Here is a 17,404-nt window from a genome sequence, read left to right on the forward strand (position 1 = left end):
CCGAGGACCTCCTCCAAGGCATCCCCGAGCCTCCCGGAATGGTAACTTTGCAACAAGTTGGAAAGCATGAGGAACATGAGGAAAGCGGGGGGCGGTGCTACAGATCCAGATCGGCCCGGGACGGACCGCGCCCCACGGCGACGGCCTGGGCCGCACCCTCCTCGGCTGGCACGAGGGCATGAGCGAAGACGAGGCGTGGGAAGCCGGCCGGGGCGTGTGGAAATTCCGGGCCGACCGGGCCCTGGCCCAGCACGAAGCCCAGATCATCAACACCGAAGGCACCGTCCTGGCCGTCGCACGGATCACCGGAGTGACCAAATGCCAGGGCCGCTACGCCCTCGAAGGTGAACTCCTGCACGGCGACCCCCGCATCGGCAAGCCCAGCCCGTACCCCCACCTCTCCCGTAACCCCGTGGCCTACATCGACGACAACCAGAAGAGGGACACGCGGTGAGTGACTTCGACGCCATCGATTCGCTGCTCGCCTCCGTGACGCCCGAGACCGAGCTCCCCGCCCCCCGGGTACGCCGCGAACTGCGCGAACAGGCCCGCCTGTCGAAAGCCCAGGCGGCCAGAGCCCTCGGCATCAGCCCCTCCACGCTCGCCGCCTGGGAAGCAGGCCGCGAACCCACCGGAGAGGCACGCGCCAGATACGGCTACCTGCTGGACGGCCTGGCGGCCAAACTCGCGGCCTCGGCCCAGAAAAATCCCCGAGCCGAGGCCCCCGCCACGGACGAGGACGCGGGCAACGACGCGGACGAGGACGCGGGGGACGATGCGGGCGACGACGTGGAGACACTGACCGGCCCCGAGCCCTGCGTGCTGTGCGGGCAACCGGCCACCCACCGCGTCGCGGGCTTCCCGCAGCACCTGGACGCCACCCAGTGCGGCACCACCACCGCACCCGCAGAACGCACAGCACCCACGAAATCCGCCGAGCCCCCCGCCACCTCCACTCCCACCCCCTCCTCACCCCCCGCCCCCCACCGCCCCAACCCGCCGGCCCGGCGCGCCTTCCAGCAGCCCTCCGGTCCGGCCGACCTGATCGGCCGCGCGGTGAGCGCCGCACTCGAGGCACACGGCGGTGACGTCACGGCGGCGACAGCGGCACTGGTGAAGAAGGCGATCCCGGACGCCATGGCTCTGCTGGACGCCACCCGCAAAGGCGGCCGGTACGACCTGATCGCCCATCCGTGGATGCCGGACATCCTGAAGAAGCAGACGGCACGCGGCGCCGACCAGGTATGGGAGGCCCGCCCCAAATGGACGCGCGCCCAACTGCCGCCCGGCGAACACCAGGTGACCGCCCTGGACATCAACGGCGCCTACCTCTCCGCCCTCAAGACGCACCTGCCCCTGGGACAGCTGGAGCACTCCACCGGCCCCCACCACGACCGCCGCCGCGCGGGCGTCCACCTGATCACCCCGGCGCCCTGGGACCACGAAGACGTCCTGCCCAACCCGATCGGGCAGCGCGACGAGCCCGGCCCCCTCTGGGTCACCGAACCCACCCTGCGGCTGCTGCTGCGCCTGTCGGGACCGAAGTACGGGCTGTGCGAGCCGCCCGAGATCCACGAGTCGTTCACCTCCGGCGCGACCGAGGGCCTGCTGGAGAAGTTCCGCATCGCACTCAAGGACGCCCGCGAGACGGCCATCGCCACGGGTGACGAAGTGACGCTGGAGTACGTGAAGGCCATGTACTCCAAGTTCGTCTCCACCATGGGCGAGTCGAACTACAACCGGGAGCTCTACCGCCCGGACTGGATGCATCTGATCCGTTCCCAGGCCTTCGCGAATCTGTGGACGAAGGCCCTCAAGGCCCACGACGCGGGCCTCACCGTCGTGCAGGCCATGGGCACCGACGAACTGCACGTCATCGGCGACTGGCGCAAGGTCTTCCCCGAGGGCCGCGGTGTCACCGAAGTGAAGGTGAAGGACGCATACGCTGCCGGCACCGCGACCGAGACGGGGAGGGAGAGCTGATGCCGGGACGCAACCACGAGTTCGGGAAGTTCGGGGCCGCCGGCACCAGGGGCAGCGACCTGGTCGCCCGCCGGCTGGACACCCTGGTGGACTTCATCGCCACGCCCGTCACCACCCCGCGCGGCCTGCTGGCCCGCCTCCACTACCTGACGAAGTCACCCAAGACGCTCAAGGCCGCCCGCGCGGCCGGCCTGACCGTCACCCACCGCACCCTGCAGGCCTGGCTCACCGGCGCACGCAAACCCTCCAAGGCCAACCTGCGGCGCATCGAAGAGAGCTACCGCACCGTGCGCCGTCACAACGTCGCCCGCCACCTCCTCAAGCGCCTCAACTCCTCCGGCGGCACCCGAGTGGAGATCCACCCCCTCAACCAGTCGCAGGTGCCAAGGCCCCACCAGCGCACCCTGGAGTACCGGCACATCAACGTCCGCCGCTGGGACCGCATCGTGACCGCCTGGGCCACCGACGACAGCCACGCCCTGGACGAGGCCTGGACCACCGGCGTCCTGCCCGACCTGGGCAGCCAGTGGGGCCAGTACGAGTACGTGACGAACATCGGCTTCGCCGCCTGACCGCCACCGCCCACCCCACGTCCGCGTGGCGGACGCCCCTCACTTCCTGAGGGCGAGCCGATCGCTGAGGGCGACCGGCGCGCCGCTCTCGCGCGGAACGGGGCCAAGCCCGCGAGCCTTTGGTGTCAGGTGCCGGCGGGCCACGGCGGCGAGCAGTGCGTAGGAGAGCAGCATCAGCACGACGGTGACGATCCACGTACGCGATCCGGCCGGGTCGTAGACCCGTCCCGCGTTGCCCACGTCCACGGCCGGCGCCCTCTGTCCTTCCGTGAACGAGTCCCGGCCGCTGCCGAACAGCTTGACGCCCTCGAGCCGCACGGTGCCGTCGGTGGAGCGGAACGTCCCCGACCACTCGCAGCTGGAGTGCCCGGGGTGCCCGGCGTGTCCGGAGCACACGAGCCGGGTCGCGGTGAAGGTGCCCCGCGGCCCGTTTGCGGTCGCGGCCCGGGCGGCGTTGCCGAGATTCGGCACGGTCAGCCAGAACAGCAGCACTCCGGCCAGCAGGAGCAGCAGGGACACGAACCCGGAGGGCTTCCTCCCGCTCACGGCCATTCGGTCAGTCCTTCGGCGCGCAGGCACACCGCGCGGCGGCGTTGTCCGGCCGGTTCGCACGGGTGTGGAGGTAGACCGCCACCACCATGGGGATCGTCACCACGGTGTTGTAGAACAGGTGCAGTTCCACGCGGGGCGCGACCAGCTGGATCAGACTCGTCGGCGCCGCCCTGCCCAAAAGGTGCGCGCCGACCAGGACTTGGACCAGGAGCAGCAGATGCTCCAGGTGGTGCCAGACCTGGATGCCCAGGGACACCTTCCACCAGGTGCCCGAGCGGCCCGTGAAGCCCGGGCGCAGGAGGAACAGGCCGACCATCATCACCAGGGCGTAGCCGTAGTGCATCCATTCCGAGGTGACGAGCCACGGGAACGGCATCCCGAGCACGCCGCGCGCTTCGGGGACCGGCCAGCCCATGACGTAGATCTGGTACGCCTGGACCAGGTGCTCCGCCCAGTGCGCGACGACGACGAACAGGAAGACGCGCAGGCCGAGTTGGTGGTGGCTGCTGTTGAGGGAGTCGATTCCGCCCCGCAGCGTACGCGGTGGTACTCCCGTGCTGATGGCCATGCCTGAACCTCCACGGTCGGGGAACCGGGGCTCATCACACCAGGCTCGCGCGCACGCGGGCTTCTTCCTCCGTGCTCTCTCCCCGGACCGGCAAGGGGAGGTCCGTGGACCGGCCGGGCGGTCAGGCGCCGCGCCCGGGGGCTGCGATACGCCGCCCTCGCCGGGCGAACGCTCCTGCTCAGCGGCCTGATCGGGGAAGGGCCGGTGCTCCTGTCCCTCCCTGCCCCCGCCCCCGAGCCGGTGCTCCGGCGGGGGCACCGGGGCGTTTTCGGGGCCCGGCGCGCAGTTGCCGCCGCACGGCCGGGGTCATTAGCTTTTTGGCATCAGGAGGTGCTCGTCCCGCGGCGCGCCGCTCTCACCGGCCGCCCCTCTCCCCTTCAGAAGGGGTAGAGCCGTGCCCACCTCGCACCGGATGACGACCTCCCCGTACTCAGCGCCCCGACGGCGGCCCACCATCCCGACACCCTCGCGCCGCCGGGTGGTCCCGCGAACTCCGCGGCGGCGTGGGCTGAGCCACCCCCTCCAGGAAGGGCTGACGCATGAGCACCCGGCGCACGTGGAGCACGGCCGACATCCCGGACCGGACAGGCACCACCGCGGTGGTCACCGGCGCGAGCTCCGGCATCGGCCTGTGCACGGCGCAGGAACTCGCCCGGCGAGGCGCCCACGTGGTGCTGGCCGTACGCGACCCGGAGCGCGGGGCGGCCGCGGCCGCCCGCATCCGGGCCCAAGTGCCCGCGGCCGCCCTGACGGTCCGCCGGCTCGACCTCGCCGACCTCACCTCCGTACGGGAGGGGGCGAAGGCGCTCGGCGAACAGTTCACCCGCATCGACCTGCTGATCAACAACGCGGGCGTGATGTGGAACGACCGGGCCCACACCCCGGACGGACACGAACTGCAATTCGCCACGAACCACCTCGGGCACTTCGCCCTCACCGGCCTGCTCCTGGACCCCTTGCGGGCCGCGCCCGGCGCACGCGTGGTGACCATCAGCAGCTACCTCCACCGGCTGGGGCGCATCGACTTCGGCGACCTGCACGCCGAACGCCGCTACAACCGGTACCGGGCCTACAACCAGTCCAAGCTGGCCAACCTCATGTTCGCCCTCGAACTCCACCACCGCCTGGCGGAGTCGGGCTCTGGCCTGGTCTCGCTCGCCGCCCACCCGGGGCTGGCCGCGACCGGCCTGGGCCGCGACTTCCCGGCCCCCGTGCGCAGGTTCGGCTCCGCGCTCGCGCCGCTGTTCCTCCAGCCCGCCCACCTGGGGATGCTGCCCGGCCTGCGCGCCGCCACCGACCCCCGGGCGCGCGGCGGTCAGTACTACGGGCCGCTCGGCGTGACCGAGACACGGGGCGCACCCGGCCTCGTCCGCCCCGGCAGGGCCGCCCGCGACCGGGAGGCCTGCCGCCGCCTGTGGGAGGAGTCCGAACGCCTCACCGGCGTCCGCTACCCCTTGTGACCCCGCGCCCCGCCGGGCACGCGGATCCGCCCGCCGATCCGCACCGCGGTGCTCAGGGCGGCGTAGGAGGTCAGTTCGATCAGTTCACGGTCGGTGGGAAACCGGCTCCGGAAGGCCGCGATGTCCTCCGGGAGGGCCTGATACGGCGCGAAGGCGGTGAGCAGCGCCAGCCGGGCGGCCGGCACGTCCTGGGCCGGCAGCCCCGACACGGCCTCCTGGAGCCACCCGCGGCCCGGCCCCGGGGCACAGCCGTCCCACCGCTCCAGGCGCGCGCGCAACCGCTCCCGTACCGGTTCGGGCACCCAGCGCGCCCGGCCGTCCACGGCGGCGAAGGCCCGCCCCAACGCCTCGGCCACGCAAGGACTGCCCAGGGCCCACTCCAGTCCGGGCGGCAGCGGCGCCGCGGGCAGCAGATCGAGCGAGTCGCCCGGCGCCAGCGGACCCGGGGCCGCAGGACGCATGGCCAGAGCGGTGGTGCGCATGATGGGCCCGCGCAGCGGCACCGGGGTGCGGGCGGGCATGGGGGAGTCGGCCAGGAAGAGGGTCACCATGCGGTTGATGTAGTGGAACGTCACCACGACGCCGCAGAGTTCGGGCGCCTGATCCTGCGTGAACGGCAGCGGGAGAGCGCTGGGGGCGTCTTCCGGGCCGTGCCGCCCGGCCGTCCCGGCCCACGCGGCGATCGGGGCGATGGTCCTGTCCGGCGGCAGCGTCCCCAGGATCGCCTGGTGCACACCGACGCAGTACGGGCAGTCATTGGCGCGGGAGACCGCGGTGGCGACGGTCTCCTTCACCGCGCGGCTCACCAGCCCCTCGGCGAGCAGGGTCTCACGCAGCATCAGCCAGGTCGCCGCCAGTGAGGCGGCGGCCGGCGAGTGCAGGGCCACGGGCGGTGCGAGCACCCCGAAGTCCCGCTCCGTGCGGTGGTACACCTGCGCCACCAGACCCCGGGCACGGCGCGGGGAGATCACCTCCACGTACCGCACCTGCCGCAAAGAGCCCCGCAGCACAGCCCGCACGAGCGGTCTCATCGCCACTCCTCCCTCTCCTGTTTCACACGGCTTCTCTTCCTCGGGGACCGCTCGCCCTCGACGCGCTCTGTTTCGGGGTGCTGCCTAGGCGTGCTGCCGCCGGGAGCCAGCCCAGCTGCTCCGCCAGCAGACGCATCAGCGCGGTGGCCGTCTGCTGAGCGGTGGACGTGTGGTACGCGGGCGGGGCCGCCGCGCCGAGGACGGCGCCGGCCGCCGGCTTGGCGTCGGGTGCGGCCGGCGGCCGGGACACCTGCTCGCCCTCGCCGGTGGGCTGCCCCCTCACCGGGGCGGGCCCCCGGCCCGTGCGGACCCGCGGCGGGCGGAGCCGCACGCGAAGGGGCCTTGGCCTGCGGCCCGTCGGGTGTTCCCGTTCGTCCATCAGGGCGCCGCGCTCACCGTCATCGGCAGGCCGCCGCGCATCCGCAGCGACAGCATGGGCTCGGCGACCGCCCGGTGCCCGGGGACGGTGCGCAGGTCCAGGTCCCGGGTGATGAGCGCGGTCACGAACACCGCCTCCATCATCCCGAGGCTGCTGCCGACACAGAAGCGCGGTCCCGCGCCGAAGGGAATGTAGGCGTAGCGGGGGCGGCTGGCCACCGCCTGCGGATCGAAGCGCTCGGGATCGAAGCGCTCGGGCTCCTCCCACAGCCGCGGATTGCGGTGCATGATGTACGGGCAGATCAGGACATCCGCCTTGGCCGACACCGCGTAGCCGCCGACCTCGTCCGCCTGTCGGGCGATCCGGGGCAGGACCCACACCGGCGGGTAGAGCCGCATGGCCTCCTGGACGACCTTCGTCGTGTACGTCAGCCGGTGCAGGTCCTCCACGTCCGGCAGACGCTCACCCAGAACGCTCCTGGCCTCCGCGCGGACCGCCGCACGCACCTGGGGATGCCGCTCCAGCAGGTGCAGCGTCCAGCCCAGGGTGCTGGCCGTCGTCTCGTGCCCCGCGAGCAGCAAGGTGACCAGCTCCTCCCGGAGCTGCCCGCGCACCTGCCGGGGCCGCCTGCCGCGCTGCCGGGCCGCCTCGATGATCCGGGCCAGTGCGTCGTCGCCGGACTCACCGCCGGCCATCCGCGCGCCGCGGTCGGCCACCAGCTGATCCGCCACCCGGTACAGCTCCCGGCGGGCCCGGCGGAAGCGGGCCTGCGCGGGCAGCGGGAGCCAGGGCGCCGCCACTCCCTGGGAGACCATCTCCAGCATCGCCTGGTCCTGCACCTCCTCGAAGGAGGGCGCGAGGGTGTCCTGGGAGGTGAGGTCGGAGTCGAGCAGGGTGCGGCCCAGCACCCCCAAAGTGAGCCCGGTGACCTCGTGCAGGACGTCGACCGGGCCACGCCCCGCATGGGCGCGCAGGAGAGCGACCAGTTTGCTGCCCTCCTGCGCGACGGCGTGCGCCTGCCGGTTGATGCGCCCGGGCTTGAACGCGGGCTGCACCGTCTGGCGCTGGGCCCGCCACACCTCGCCGTCACTGGTCAGCAGGCCGTCGCCCAGCACCCGGCGGGACTGCACCAGGCCGATGCCCTTGTGGTAGTTGGCGCTGTTGTCGGCAAGCACGTGTTTGGCGTAGTCGGGCCGGTTGAAGACGTAGAGCTTCTTGGGCCCCATGGAGACCCGCACGGCGTCGCCCAGGGCGGCCGCGTCCCTCATCATCCCCAGGCGGTCCACCACGAGCTTTTTCAGCAGCCCCGGCAGGGCACTGACCGGCGGGCCCGGCGGGTCGATCCTCATGCCACCTCGCCCCCACCGTGTTCGGGGGCGAAGCGCCGGAAGCGGCCGCCGGAGAACAGCAGGGCCTCACGGAAGGGCCAGCGCACCGCGGAGAGCACCTCGCCGAGAAAAATCGTGTGATCACCGCCTTCGTACAACGTCCTCTTCTCGCACTCCAGATGCGCCACGGCACCGGCGATCAGCGGTGCGCCGGACTTCGGCCCCAGCTGCCAGCCGACGGCGTCGAACTGGCCGGCCCCCACGGGACGCGAATGGTCGGCGAAGTGGCGTGCCACGGCCTCCTGTCCGACGTCGAGCACCGACACCGAGAACGCCCGCGCACCGTCCAGGCTGCCGTGCATCAGCGCGTCCTTGCCGACACAGACCAGCACCAGGGGCGGGGAGAGGGAGACGGAGGTGAACGAGTTGGCCGTCATGCCCCGCGGGGAGTCCCCGCCGACGGTCACCACGGTGACCCCGGTGGGGAAGGTGCCAAAGGCGCCCCGCAGTTGTTTGCGGTCCTCCAGGTCGACGAATTCCATGGACGAAACAGTGGTCGGGCTCATCTCTGCCTCCCTGTCAGCGGCCGGGAGCCGGCCCGTGCGGCGGCCCGTCCGGCCGGTCATGGCCGGGTCCCGGCGGCGGTGGCCGCGCCGTCAGGGCCTTCGGTGAGGAAGGCGAACACCGCCGGCTCCAGGGCGTCGCGCAGCGCCGTGACGAAGGTGGCGATCCGCAGTCCGCCCACGGTCAGGACCACCCAGTTGTCCTTGTCCGGCGGGACCAGCGTCAGGGGCGCCCCGGCCATCAGCCCGGCCTTCCTGAGACACTCCACGGCACCCCACACCCGTGTCGCCGCGGTATCGGGGGCCTCGCCCGTCTCCTTGGCCACCAGCGCGGCCAGCTCGGCGTGTTCACCCAGCAGCCCCGCCCACTCGGCGGTGCCGCGGACGCAGACCGCCTCGATGTCGCAGGCCACCGTCCGGTCGGCGGCGACCCCGAGGGTCACGCCCAGGCCGTGGGCGGCCGAGATCCGGCGGCCGTCGGCGAGTTCGGGCCGTCCGTCGGGCCGGTAGCGCACCTCGACGCGCTCGCCGAGGGCCCGCCGCACCGCCCGTGCGGTGGCCGCACGCCGCTCGTCCCTGGACTCCCCGGCGCCGGGCACATCCGGTTCGACGGCGATGTCGAGATGGGTGCCGAGCACCTCCTCCACGGCCCGCTCCAGGTAGGAGCCGAGCAGCGGGGCGACCCACGGCCCCGAGCCGTCCGTCTTGCGGACGGCCCGCAGGGTGAGCCCCTCCCACCGTTCGACGACCCTGCCCTCGCCGGCGCGGACCGCGATGTCGTACACATAGGTGTCGCCGTCCCGGTGGCGCTCGGTGGCGCAGTAGCGCACCTCCTGCGGCAGATCCTGGCCGGCGGCCATCGGGTACAGCCGCTCGATGCCGGACGGCAGCAGGGTCGCGTCGGGCACGCACACCTGGTTGCCGTGCATCAGCGCGTCCCGCATCCCCGGATCGGCCAGCAGCAGGGTGTCCGGCAGGAACCCGGCGAACCAGCCCGACGGCGCGCCGAGCGCCACATCGGCATCCACGTGCCGGGCGGCCGCCCGGTGGAAGCGGCGCAGTTGCTGGAAGCGCCCGCCCTGGAAGAGGACCCCGCCGTACAGGTCTGCCGCCGGGTCCAGCGGGGCGCCCGGGACGTCCGGGGCGACCTGCGCGGGAGGCCCCTCGGGCAGGTCGGCGCCGGAGTAGAGGAGCCGGGCGCGGAAGTGTTCGGCGACGAAGCCGGTGTCCTCCGCGTGGATGGCCACGTCCACGGTGTCGGTGTCGGTGACGGTGGCCGCGATCCGGATGCGGGTGCTCCCCGCGGGCGGCACCACGATGGGCCGCAGGAACTGCGCCCCCTCGATGACCGGTACGTCGCCGCGTCCGGTGACCGCGGACGCCACCTGGACCATGGCCTCCATCCCGATCACCGCGGGCATCAGCATGTTGCCGTCCAGGAGGTGGTCGGCGAGGTAGGGGTCGGTACCGCTGTTCAGTTCGGCCTCGGTGACGAGTTCGACGCCGTGGTAGCGCACCAGCGGGGTCCCGGTGAAGCGCAGCAGCGGCAGCGGCGGCAGGTCGCGGCGTACCGTTCCGATCCCCTCGGTCCGCCCGCTGATCACCGTCACCACGGGGGCGTCCGGGTCCGAGATCAGCCGCAGCAGGATCTCCACGCCCTGGTCGGGCGAGATGGGGACGATGCCCTCGCGGGAGAGGGACTCCACGACGGAGAGCTTCTCGCCCATGCCGACCCCCGACCACACGGACCACTCCATGCACAGGGCACGGCAGCCCGGATGGTCGCGGGCGACCTGCTCGGTGAGGTCGGCCAGCCATTCGTTGGCGGTGGCGTAGTGCGCCTCGCCGCGCAGCCCGGACCGGCCGATGATGCTGCCGAAGGTGACCAGGAGCTTCAGGTTCTCCTCGCCCACCGCGTCCAGGACGGTGCGCAGCCCGTCGACCTTGGGGGCGAACGTGGTGTGGAAGGCGTCCATGGCCAAACCGGTGAGGGAGGCGGGCTCGTTGCGGCCCGCCCCGTGCAGCACGGCGGTGACGGGGCCGAGCGCGGCGGTGAGTTCGGCCACGGCCTCGGTGACGCGTGCCGGGTCGGTGACGTCGGCGGCGGCGTAGTGCACCGTGGCCCCGCTGTCCCGCATGCGCCGCAGGTTCGTGGCGAGGTCCTCGTCCACGGCGGGGTCCGAGCGGCCGATGACCGCCAGCTTGGCACCGGTGCGGCGGGCCACGGCCAGCGCGCACTCGGCGGTGATGCCCTTGCCCCCGCCGGTGACGAGCAGGACGTCGGAGCCGGCCAGGACCTGGTCGCTGCGAGCGGCACGCACCGGCAGGGCGCGCAGCACCGGGACGCGGCGGCTGCCGTCCGCGGCGAGATGGACCTCGCTGAAGCGGGTGGTCGCCGCGACCTCGGCGGCCACCCGGTGCGCGGCGCCCTCGGCCACCGGGGTGTGGACGACGGTGGTCCGCAGGTGGGGTGCCTCCAGGTGCAGGGTCTTGGCCAGTCCGGCCGCGCCCCGGCCGTGCTGCACCAGGACGAAGCGGCGCTCGCGGTCGCCCGCGAGGGCGGCCTTGGCGCCGTTCAGCGCGTGTTCGATCTCCGCACGGCTACAGGTCGGTGGCAGGCAGACCAGGACCCCGGATCCCACCCCGGCGTTCTCCAGGGCACGGCGCACCTCCTGGGCGAAGGAGTGGCCCGGGGTGGTGAACAGCTCCCAGGAGCCGTTGTGTTCGCCCGGGGCGGGGGCGGGCGGCGGGGCCTCGTCGAGGTCGACGGCGAAGGGCCGGGCCCACGCGGCGGCGCCGGCCACCACGGGCGGGGCGCCGCTGCCGCTCTCGCCCGTCTCGGCGAGAGTGGTGAGCGCCTCGGCCAGTTCGCTCATCGTGGCGGTGGCGAAGTTGGTCGGTACGTGGGCGGCGGTGAGGCCGAGTTGGACGGCGGTCTGGTTGACGATCTGGCCGACCGTGATCGAGCTCATGTGCAGGTCGTCCAGGAGACTGCTGTTCTCATCGACCAACTCGGGCGGCAGTTCCGCCCGTTCGGCGACCAGGGCGCGCAGCACGCTGAGCGCCGACTGCCCCGAGGGGCCGGTGGCCGGGGTGCCGGCGCCCTCGCCGGAGGCCTCGGCGCGGGGGCCGCGCGGGGCGGGCAGGGCCACATCGGGCGCCTGCTCGCAGGGGCTGGCCAGGAAGCTGAACGCGGCGCCGATCTCCAGCGGCCGGGTCAGCCGGTCGTTGAAGAGCCGCTCGTGGATGAGCGGGGCGCCCAGCACGTAGGCGGTGCCGACGACCTGGAGCACTGCGCGCAGGGACTCGTCGTCGGTGTTCAGGGCGATGGCCGGTACGTCGGTGGTGGCCGCCGCCATGCCGGTGAGCACCCGGCCGGGGCCGACCTCGACGAACAGGTCGACCTGGGGGGCGGCCGCCCGTACCGCCTGGGTGAACAGGACCGGGTCGGTGATCTGGCGCCGCAGCAGCTTGGACAGATCGGTGTCGCTCTCCAGTTCGCCGCCGGTGACGGTGGAAACGACCCGGCGGTTGACCTCGTCCATGCGGGCTGCGGCGAGCCAGTCGCCGAAGGCGTCGGCGGCCGGCGCGACCAGGGGCGAGTGGAAGGCGTGCGAGACCGCGAGGTCGGTGCAGGTGATCCCGGCCCGTGCGGCCCGTTCGGTGACGGTGGCCAGGGCGTCGGAGCTTCCGGCGACGACGGTCTGTCGGGGGCCGTTGTAGCCGGAGATGACCACGGGCAGCTCCGCGATGAGCTCCCCGGCCTGCTCGGGGGTGGCGGCCAGCGAGACCATGGTGCCCGACGCGCTGTGCTCGGCCATGGCCGCGCCGCGGGCCCGGGCCGCCTCCAGCAGGGTGGTGGAGTCCAGGGCGCCCGCCCAGTGCAGGGCGGAGAGTTCGCCCAGGCTGTGGCCGACGGCGAGGTCGGCGTCGATGCCCAGCGCCTCCAGGACGCGCAGTCCGGCGGTGGAGCCGGTGACGATGCGGGGCTGGGCCACGTCGGTGGCGACCATGTCGCCGGTGGCGGGCAGCTTGGCCCGCCGGTAGACGTCGGCGGCCTCGGTGAAGCGGCGGGCGAGCGCGCCGCCGCCGGTCGAGGTGCCCGAGCCCTGGCCCGGGAAGAGGAAGCCGATGCGGGCGCCGTCGGCCGCCCGGCCGAGGACGGTCCGCCCGTCGGGGGAGAGCGTGATGCCGTCGTCCTGGTGGGGTGTCTCGGCCAGCTGGCGCAGCCGCAGTTCGGCGTCGTGCGGTGAGGTGACGACGGCGGCCGCCCGGTGGGGCAGTTCGCGCAGTTCGCGCTGGAGGGTGGCGGCCAGGTCGGCGAGCTGGGCGTAGGAGACCGTGCCGGCGAACTCGGCGACCTGGAGCAGGCGTTTCTTGAGCGCCTGCGGTGATGGGGCGTCCAGGAGCAGCAGTTCGGCGTCCTGGAGCGAGTTGGCCAGGGTGGCGGCGCGCCGGCTGGTGGCCTGGCGCTTGGCGGGTGCGGTCCTGTCGAGTACGACATGGGTGTTGATCCCGCCGAATCCCATGGCGGTGATCCCCGCGCGCAGCGGTGCGTTCGCGGGCCAGGCCTCCGCCTTGCGCAGGACCCGCAGGTTGGCCGAGTCGGCGGTGAGCAGTTCGTGCGGGTCGACGCAGCCGATGGCCGGCGGCAGCATCGCGGCGTCCAGGGCCATCGTGGCCTTGATCAGTCCGGCGATTCCGGCGGCGGCCTTGGTGTGGCCGATCATGCCCTTGATGGAGCTGATGACGGCGCGGGGGGCGCCGGGGGCTGCGGCCTGGGCGCGGGCGCCCATGATGGCCTTGAGTTCGGTGGCGTCGCCGACGGCGGTGCCGGTGCCGTGGCCCTCGAAGAGCGGCACGGTCTCGATGCCGAAGCCGGCCCGTTCGTAGGCGCGGGCCAGGGCGAGCTGATAGCCGCTGACCTCGGGGCGGGTGATGCCGCCCTGCCCGTCGGAGGAGATGCCCCAGCCGGCGATCGAGGCGTAGATGCGGTGGCCGGCGGCGAGAGCGTCCTCTTCGCGCATCAGGACGACCATGCCACAGCCCTCGCCGGGCCAGAAGCCGTTGGAGCCGCGGTCGTAGAGCCGCATCTCGTTCCTGGCCAGCGCCCCGGTCTTGGCGAAGCCGATGATCTCGAAGGGGTCGATGGACAGGTCGACGCCCCCGGCGACCGCGATGTCGAGGTCCCCGTGCAGCAGCGAGGTGGCGGCGGTGGTGACCGAAAGGAGCGAGGACGAGCAGGCGCCGTCGACGGTGTAGCCGCCGCCGTTGAGGTCGAAGTGGTTGCAGATCCGGCCGGCGATGGTGTTGGACAGGCCGCCCGCGAGGGTGTCCTCGTCGATGGCGGGGAACGGCTTTTTGTAGGCGTCCTCCACTCCCTGGAGGAATTCGCCGAGGCGTTCGTCGCCCCAGTCCTGCCCCTTGAGGGCGTCGGCGAGTACCCGGCGCACGTACGGCCAGCGCAGCCGCATCATGTTGGCCCGGGCGAACTCCCCGGTGAGCGTGTTGCCGACGACGACGCCGGTGCGCTGTTTGGGCAGCCCTTCCCCGGCCGGGAAGCCGGCGTCGGCCAGCGCCCGGGTGGCGGTGTCCAGGGCGAGCCAGTGGGTGAGGTCGGTGGAGCGGTAGGTGCTGCCCGCGATGCGGTGGGCGATGCGGTCGAACTCCCACCCCTCCAGGACGGCGGCGTTACGGCTGTAGAACTTGTCGGGGGCCGTGGGGTCGGGGTCGTAGTAGTCGTCCAGACGCATCCGCACGTCGGGCAGCCGGCGAAAGGCGCGCCGCCCGGCGACCGCGTTCTCCCACAGTTCGCGCGGGGTGGTGGCGTCGGGGTAACTGCACGACACGCCGACGATCGCTATGCGGCTCATCCGGGCACCGCCACCTTCTTCTGACGTGCGGTCGCCGCCCGCTGGGACGCGCACCTGCCGTGGAAGCAGGTGCCGTCCCGGCACGGGTCACCGGTGCGGACCGCCGTGATCGTGGCCGCCCGTACGGGAGCGGCGTCCGGGGCGGGGGAGGCGTCCGGAGCGGGGGAGGCCCCATTGGCCGGTACGGCGGCGGCCTGCTCCGCGGGCTCTGCCGGGGCCGGGGGCGCCGGGGCCCGGGGCGGCTGCTCGCCCGCCGCCGCGACCTGCTTGGCCATGAAGTGCAGGCCCCACAGGTAGCCGCCGCGGATCAGGCAGACCAGGGCGGTGGCGAAGAAGATGCCGTAGGCGATGCCGAGCCCGGTCAGCACCCCGTACATGGTGGCCACCCCGGCGCCGAAGGCGATCTGGGAGGAACGCTTGGAGGGGGAGGTGCCCGGGTCGGTGACCATGTAGTTGGTGAACAGGACGAAGGCCACCCCGGTCATCATGCCCAGCGCCGCGGGGATGGAGGTCCCCATCACCAGGCCGCGGATGACCGCCTGCAGGGCGAAGCCGATCAGCCAGGCGCCGATGAGCCACATACGGCCCGTCAGCTTCGCGTTGAGCATGGTGCCAAGGACCAGGATGATCGCCGGGAGGACCCAGTCGGCGGGCCCGTACAGGTACTCGGTGAAGTGGTAGGGCGGGGCGATGCTGGCCCAGGGGAAGAGCAGCAGGATCACCACGATGCCGAAGTTCGAGGGGTTCATGTAGTGCCGCATGCGCCCCTTGACCGGGGCCCGCAGCACCCACTTGGTGCCGACGGCCACGATGACGCCGAACACCAGGACCCAGACACGGTCGTTGACGTAGGTGAGCATGTTCACCGCGAGAGCGGTGATGTGCGCGGGGAAGAGGAACTCCACCATCCCCTTCACCCCGCCGCCCGCGAAGCGCGGTGCGCGCTTCTCGGTCCTGGCGCTGACCGCCTCCAGCCCGATCTCCACCGTGTAGGCGGTCAGGAGCGCGATGAACGGCCACAGCCAGGGCTGTTCGAAGCCGAGGAAGGTGTACCCGGCGATGTTGAGGATCGAGATCGAGATCGCGAACCGGCGCAGTGCGGTGATGACCTTCGCGTCGTGCCGGGGGGCGGCAGCCGCGCTCGCCTTGGTTTCGGGCACGGTCACTTCTCCTTCACGTCGGCGCCGAGTTCCAGCGAGTGCCGGCCGGGTGCCAGCCGGAGATCCTTGGTGTGCACCTGTCCGGTGCGGTCGCGCCAGCTCAGGTGGGTCTGCAGCGGCCCCTGGTCCTGCCGGCCGAGGCCGATGTGCACGTCCTGGCTGCGCTTGCCGGAGTGGCCGCTGCCGCCGTCGACACGGCCCAGACGGGTGCTGCCGTCGGGCAGGGTCACGGTGACCTGGGCGCCGACCACGGGTGAACCGGCCTTGTCGGTGAGGCGGAGGTTCAGGTAGTCGCCGGTGTTCGGGCTGATGTTGCGGTGGAAGACGGGGTCCTCCCACTGGCGTGCCACGACCATGTCGAGGCGTCCGTCGCCGTCGGCGTCGCCGGTGGCGATGCCCCGGCTGGGCACCGGTACGGCCAGGCCCAGCTCGTCGGAGAGGTCGCTGTAGGCCTTGCCGTCCTTGTTCTGGGCGAAGAAGCGCATGTGCTGGTCGCCGGCGAGGTCGTCGCCCTCCTCCACGCGGGGCCAGAAGCGGGGGTGCTTGACCAGCGAGTCGTTGGCGGTGGCGAGCTCCTGGAGCTGGGCCCAGCGGTTGCGCTTGCCCTTGACGAAGCCGACGGCCTGGGTGATCTCCTGGATGCCGTCGTTGTCGAAGTCACCCATCTTCACGTCCCACCCCCATCCGGACCAGGCCAGGCGCAGCGGTGCGCTCTTGTCCTTGTAGGGGGCGACGCCGTCACGGAAGCGGGTCCGCAGGTCCCTCTTGTCGCGGGCCGTTGCCATGAAGGCGAAGTTCGACTCCTGGATGCCGAAGGACGTGGTGATGTTGGAGACGAAGGCGTCGTACAGGCCGTCGTTGTCCAGGTCACCGAAGTCGACGCCCATGCCCTTGAAGGAACTGCGGCCGATCTCCTTGGACTTCGGCGTGGTCGCGGTGTGCTCGGCCTTGACCTGGCGGAACTTGAACGTGCCGGGGGTCGACTCGTTGTAGAGCAGGGCCGAGGTCCCGAAGTCGTGCGCCAGGTACATCTCGGGGCGCTGGTCCCCGTCCAGGTCGGTGGCCGAGACCGCCAGCGTCCAGCCGTGCTCGATGCCCTTGGGCAGGACGTCCTCGACCTGCTTGTACCCGGAGGGCGTCCAGCGGAAGAAGTGACCGCCGCCGCCGTTCTGGGCGTGGGAGAGCGAGTCGTTCATCGTCACGCCGCCGTCCACGGTGTCGTCCAGGACCGGGCTGTCGGGGAAGTAGTTCCCGATGTAGATGTCGTTGTGCCCGTCACCGTCGAAGTCGGCGACGGTCGCGGCATCGGAATTCCACAGCGGGCCCTGGTACTCCTTGCCGCCGTCGCCGGGGACCAGCTCGACGGGCTCGAAGCACTTCGGATCCATGGTGGTGGTGTCCTTGCCCGGCTCCCTCTTCGCCTGGAAGATCACCGGGGTACGGCCCCAGTAGTAGACGAGCAGGTCCATCGCGCCGTCCTCGTTGAAGTCACCGGGGACGCAGCCGATCGGCGCCATCGTCTTGCTCGTGGGCAGCGGCGCCATGTCCAGGGTGAACGGCGCGTACGAGGCGCTCTTGCGGCCGGGCACCGGCGCGGGGGTGACCACGGCCTGGTCGATCTGCGGATCGGTGATGCACAGGTCATTGGGCAGACCGTCGCCGTCCAGGTCGTTCATGGCGACGCCCGCACCGACCGAGGAGATCCACGCCTCGATGTGCTTGTAGGCCTTGTTGACCTTGCGGACACTCTGCTTCGTGTATCCGCCCGGCATGGATATGGCCATCGGCTTGAAGGCGAAATTCTCCGCAAGCTCCGCTTTATCGGCGGCACTCGACTCGTCCGGCTTCACCGCGTAAAAGGTGCCGACCATGAGAATGAGTGCGATGACTCCGGGCGCTTGCTTCCGCAGCCAGGAAATCGGGTGTGTCATTCCG

Annotated in this window: 13 protein-coding genes; 4 read left to right on the plus strand and 9 right to left on the minus strand. The window is 72.2% G+C overall.

The window, feature by feature from the left end; all coding sequences use genetic code 11:
- The first annotated feature begins 94 nt into the window (after nt 1-94).
- From ACZ7DY_RS35625 to ACZ7DY_RS35635, 3 genes are read left to right on the plus strand one after another with little or no spacing between them, the layout of a single operon-like run.
- Complete coding sequence (locus ACZ7DY_RS35625; RefSeq protein ID WP_471143177.1) at nt 95-454, plus strand: hypothetical protein; 360 nt, start codon at nt 95-97, stop codon at nt 452-454.
- On the plus strand, nt 451-1,983 hold the full coding sequence (locus ACZ7DY_RS35630; protein ID WP_471143179.1) for a helix-turn-helix domain-containing protein: 1,533 nt from the start codon (nt 451-453) through the stop codon (nt 1,981-1,983). The genes ACZ7DY_RS35625 and ACZ7DY_RS35630 overlap by 4 nt, the downstream gene beginning before the upstream one ends.
- Nucleotides 1,983-2,555, plus strand: coding sequence for a transcriptional regulator (locus ACZ7DY_RS35635; RefSeq protein ID WP_471143181.1), 573 nt, complete (start codon nt 1,983-1,985; stop codon nt 2,553-2,555). Before ACZ7DY_RS35630 ends, ACZ7DY_RS35635 begins: the two co-directional genes overlap by 1 nt.
- A gap of 39 nt (nt 2,556-2,594) precedes the next feature.
- Here the strand turns inward: ACZ7DY_RS35635 and ACZ7DY_RS35640 are convergent, their stop codons facing one another.
- Complete coding sequence (locus ACZ7DY_RS35640) at nt 2,595-3,107, minus strand: hypothetical protein (protein ID WP_471143183.1); 513 nt, start codon at nt 3,105-3,107, stop codon at nt 2,595-2,597.
- A 4-nt stretch (nt 3,108-3,111) separates the two neighbouring features.
- Complete coding sequence (locus ACZ7DY_RS35645) at nt 3,112-3,675, minus strand: hypothetical protein (RefSeq protein WP_471143184.1); 564 nt, start codon at nt 3,673-3,675, stop codon at nt 3,112-3,114.
- A gap of 539 nt (nt 3,676-4,214) precedes the next feature.
- On the opposite strand from ACZ7DY_RS35645, the gene ACZ7DY_RS35650 reads away from it, so the two are divergent.
- Nucleotides 4,215-5,135 (plus strand): oxidoreductase, encoded by a 921-nt coding sequence (locus tag ACZ7DY_RS35650; RefSeq protein ID WP_471143187.1) that lies wholly within the window; start codon nt 4,215-4,217, stop codon nt 5,133-5,135.
- Here ACZ7DY_RS35650 and ACZ7DY_RS35655 read toward each other — a convergent pair.
- The 7 genes from ACZ7DY_RS35655 to ACZ7DY_RS35685 form a co-directional block, all read right to left on the minus strand.
- On the minus strand, nt 5,123-6,166 hold the full coding sequence (locus tag ACZ7DY_RS35655) for a carboxymuconolactone decarboxylase family protein (protein ID WP_471143190.1): 1,044 nt from the start codon (nt 6,164-6,166) through the stop codon (nt 5,123-5,125). The two genes, ACZ7DY_RS35650 and ACZ7DY_RS35655, sit on opposite strands and share 13 nt — an antisense overlap.
- A 22-nt stretch (nt 6,167-6,188) precedes the next feature.
- Nucleotides 6,189-6,449 carry a hypothetical protein gene (locus ACZ7DY_RS35660; RefSeq protein ID WP_471143192.1) on the minus strand — a complete coding sequence of 87 codons (261 nt, stop codon included), beginning with the start codon at nt 6,447-6,449 and terminating at the stop codon, nt 6,189-6,191.
- Between the two features lie 95 nt (nt 6,450-6,544).
- Nucleotides 6,545-7,894 carry a cytochrome P450 gene (locus tag ACZ7DY_RS35665; RefSeq protein ID WP_471143195.1) on the minus strand — a complete coding sequence of 450 codons (1,350 nt, stop codon included), beginning with the start codon at nt 7,892-7,894 and terminating at the stop codon, nt 6,545-6,547.
- The gene (gene sgcE6 / locus ACZ7DY_RS35670; RefSeq protein WP_471143198.1) at nt 7,891-8,439 is read right to left on the minus strand and encodes an NADH-dependent FAD reductase SgcE6; all 549 of its coding nucleotides are present in this window, start codon (nt 8,437-8,439) and stop codon (nt 7,891-7,893) included. The genes ACZ7DY_RS35665 and sgcE6 overlap by 4 nt, the downstream gene beginning before the upstream one ends.
- A gap of 56 nt (nt 8,440-8,495) precedes the next feature.
- A complete protein-coding gene (locus ACZ7DY_RS35675; RefSeq protein WP_471143201.1) occupies nt 8,496-14,309 on the minus strand; it encodes a type I polyketide synthase in 5,814 nt (1,937 codons plus the stop codon).
- A complete protein-coding gene (locus tag ACZ7DY_RS35680; RefSeq protein WP_471143203.1) occupies nt 14,306-15,475 on the minus strand; it encodes an enediyne biosynthesis protein in 1,170 nt (389 codons plus the stop codon). The genes ACZ7DY_RS35675 and ACZ7DY_RS35680 overlap by 4 nt, the downstream gene beginning before the upstream one ends.
- Entirely contained in the window at nt 15,472-17,340 is a 1,869-nt protein-coding gene (locus ACZ7DY_RS35685; protein ID WP_471143205.1) for a CRTAC1 family protein, read from the minus strand. The genes ACZ7DY_RS35680 and ACZ7DY_RS35685 overlap by 4 nt, the downstream gene beginning before the upstream one ends.
- Nucleotides 17,341-17,404: the final 64 nt, after the last annotated feature.

It is taken from the genome of Streptomyces sp. NPDC037013 (assembly GCF_055607265.1).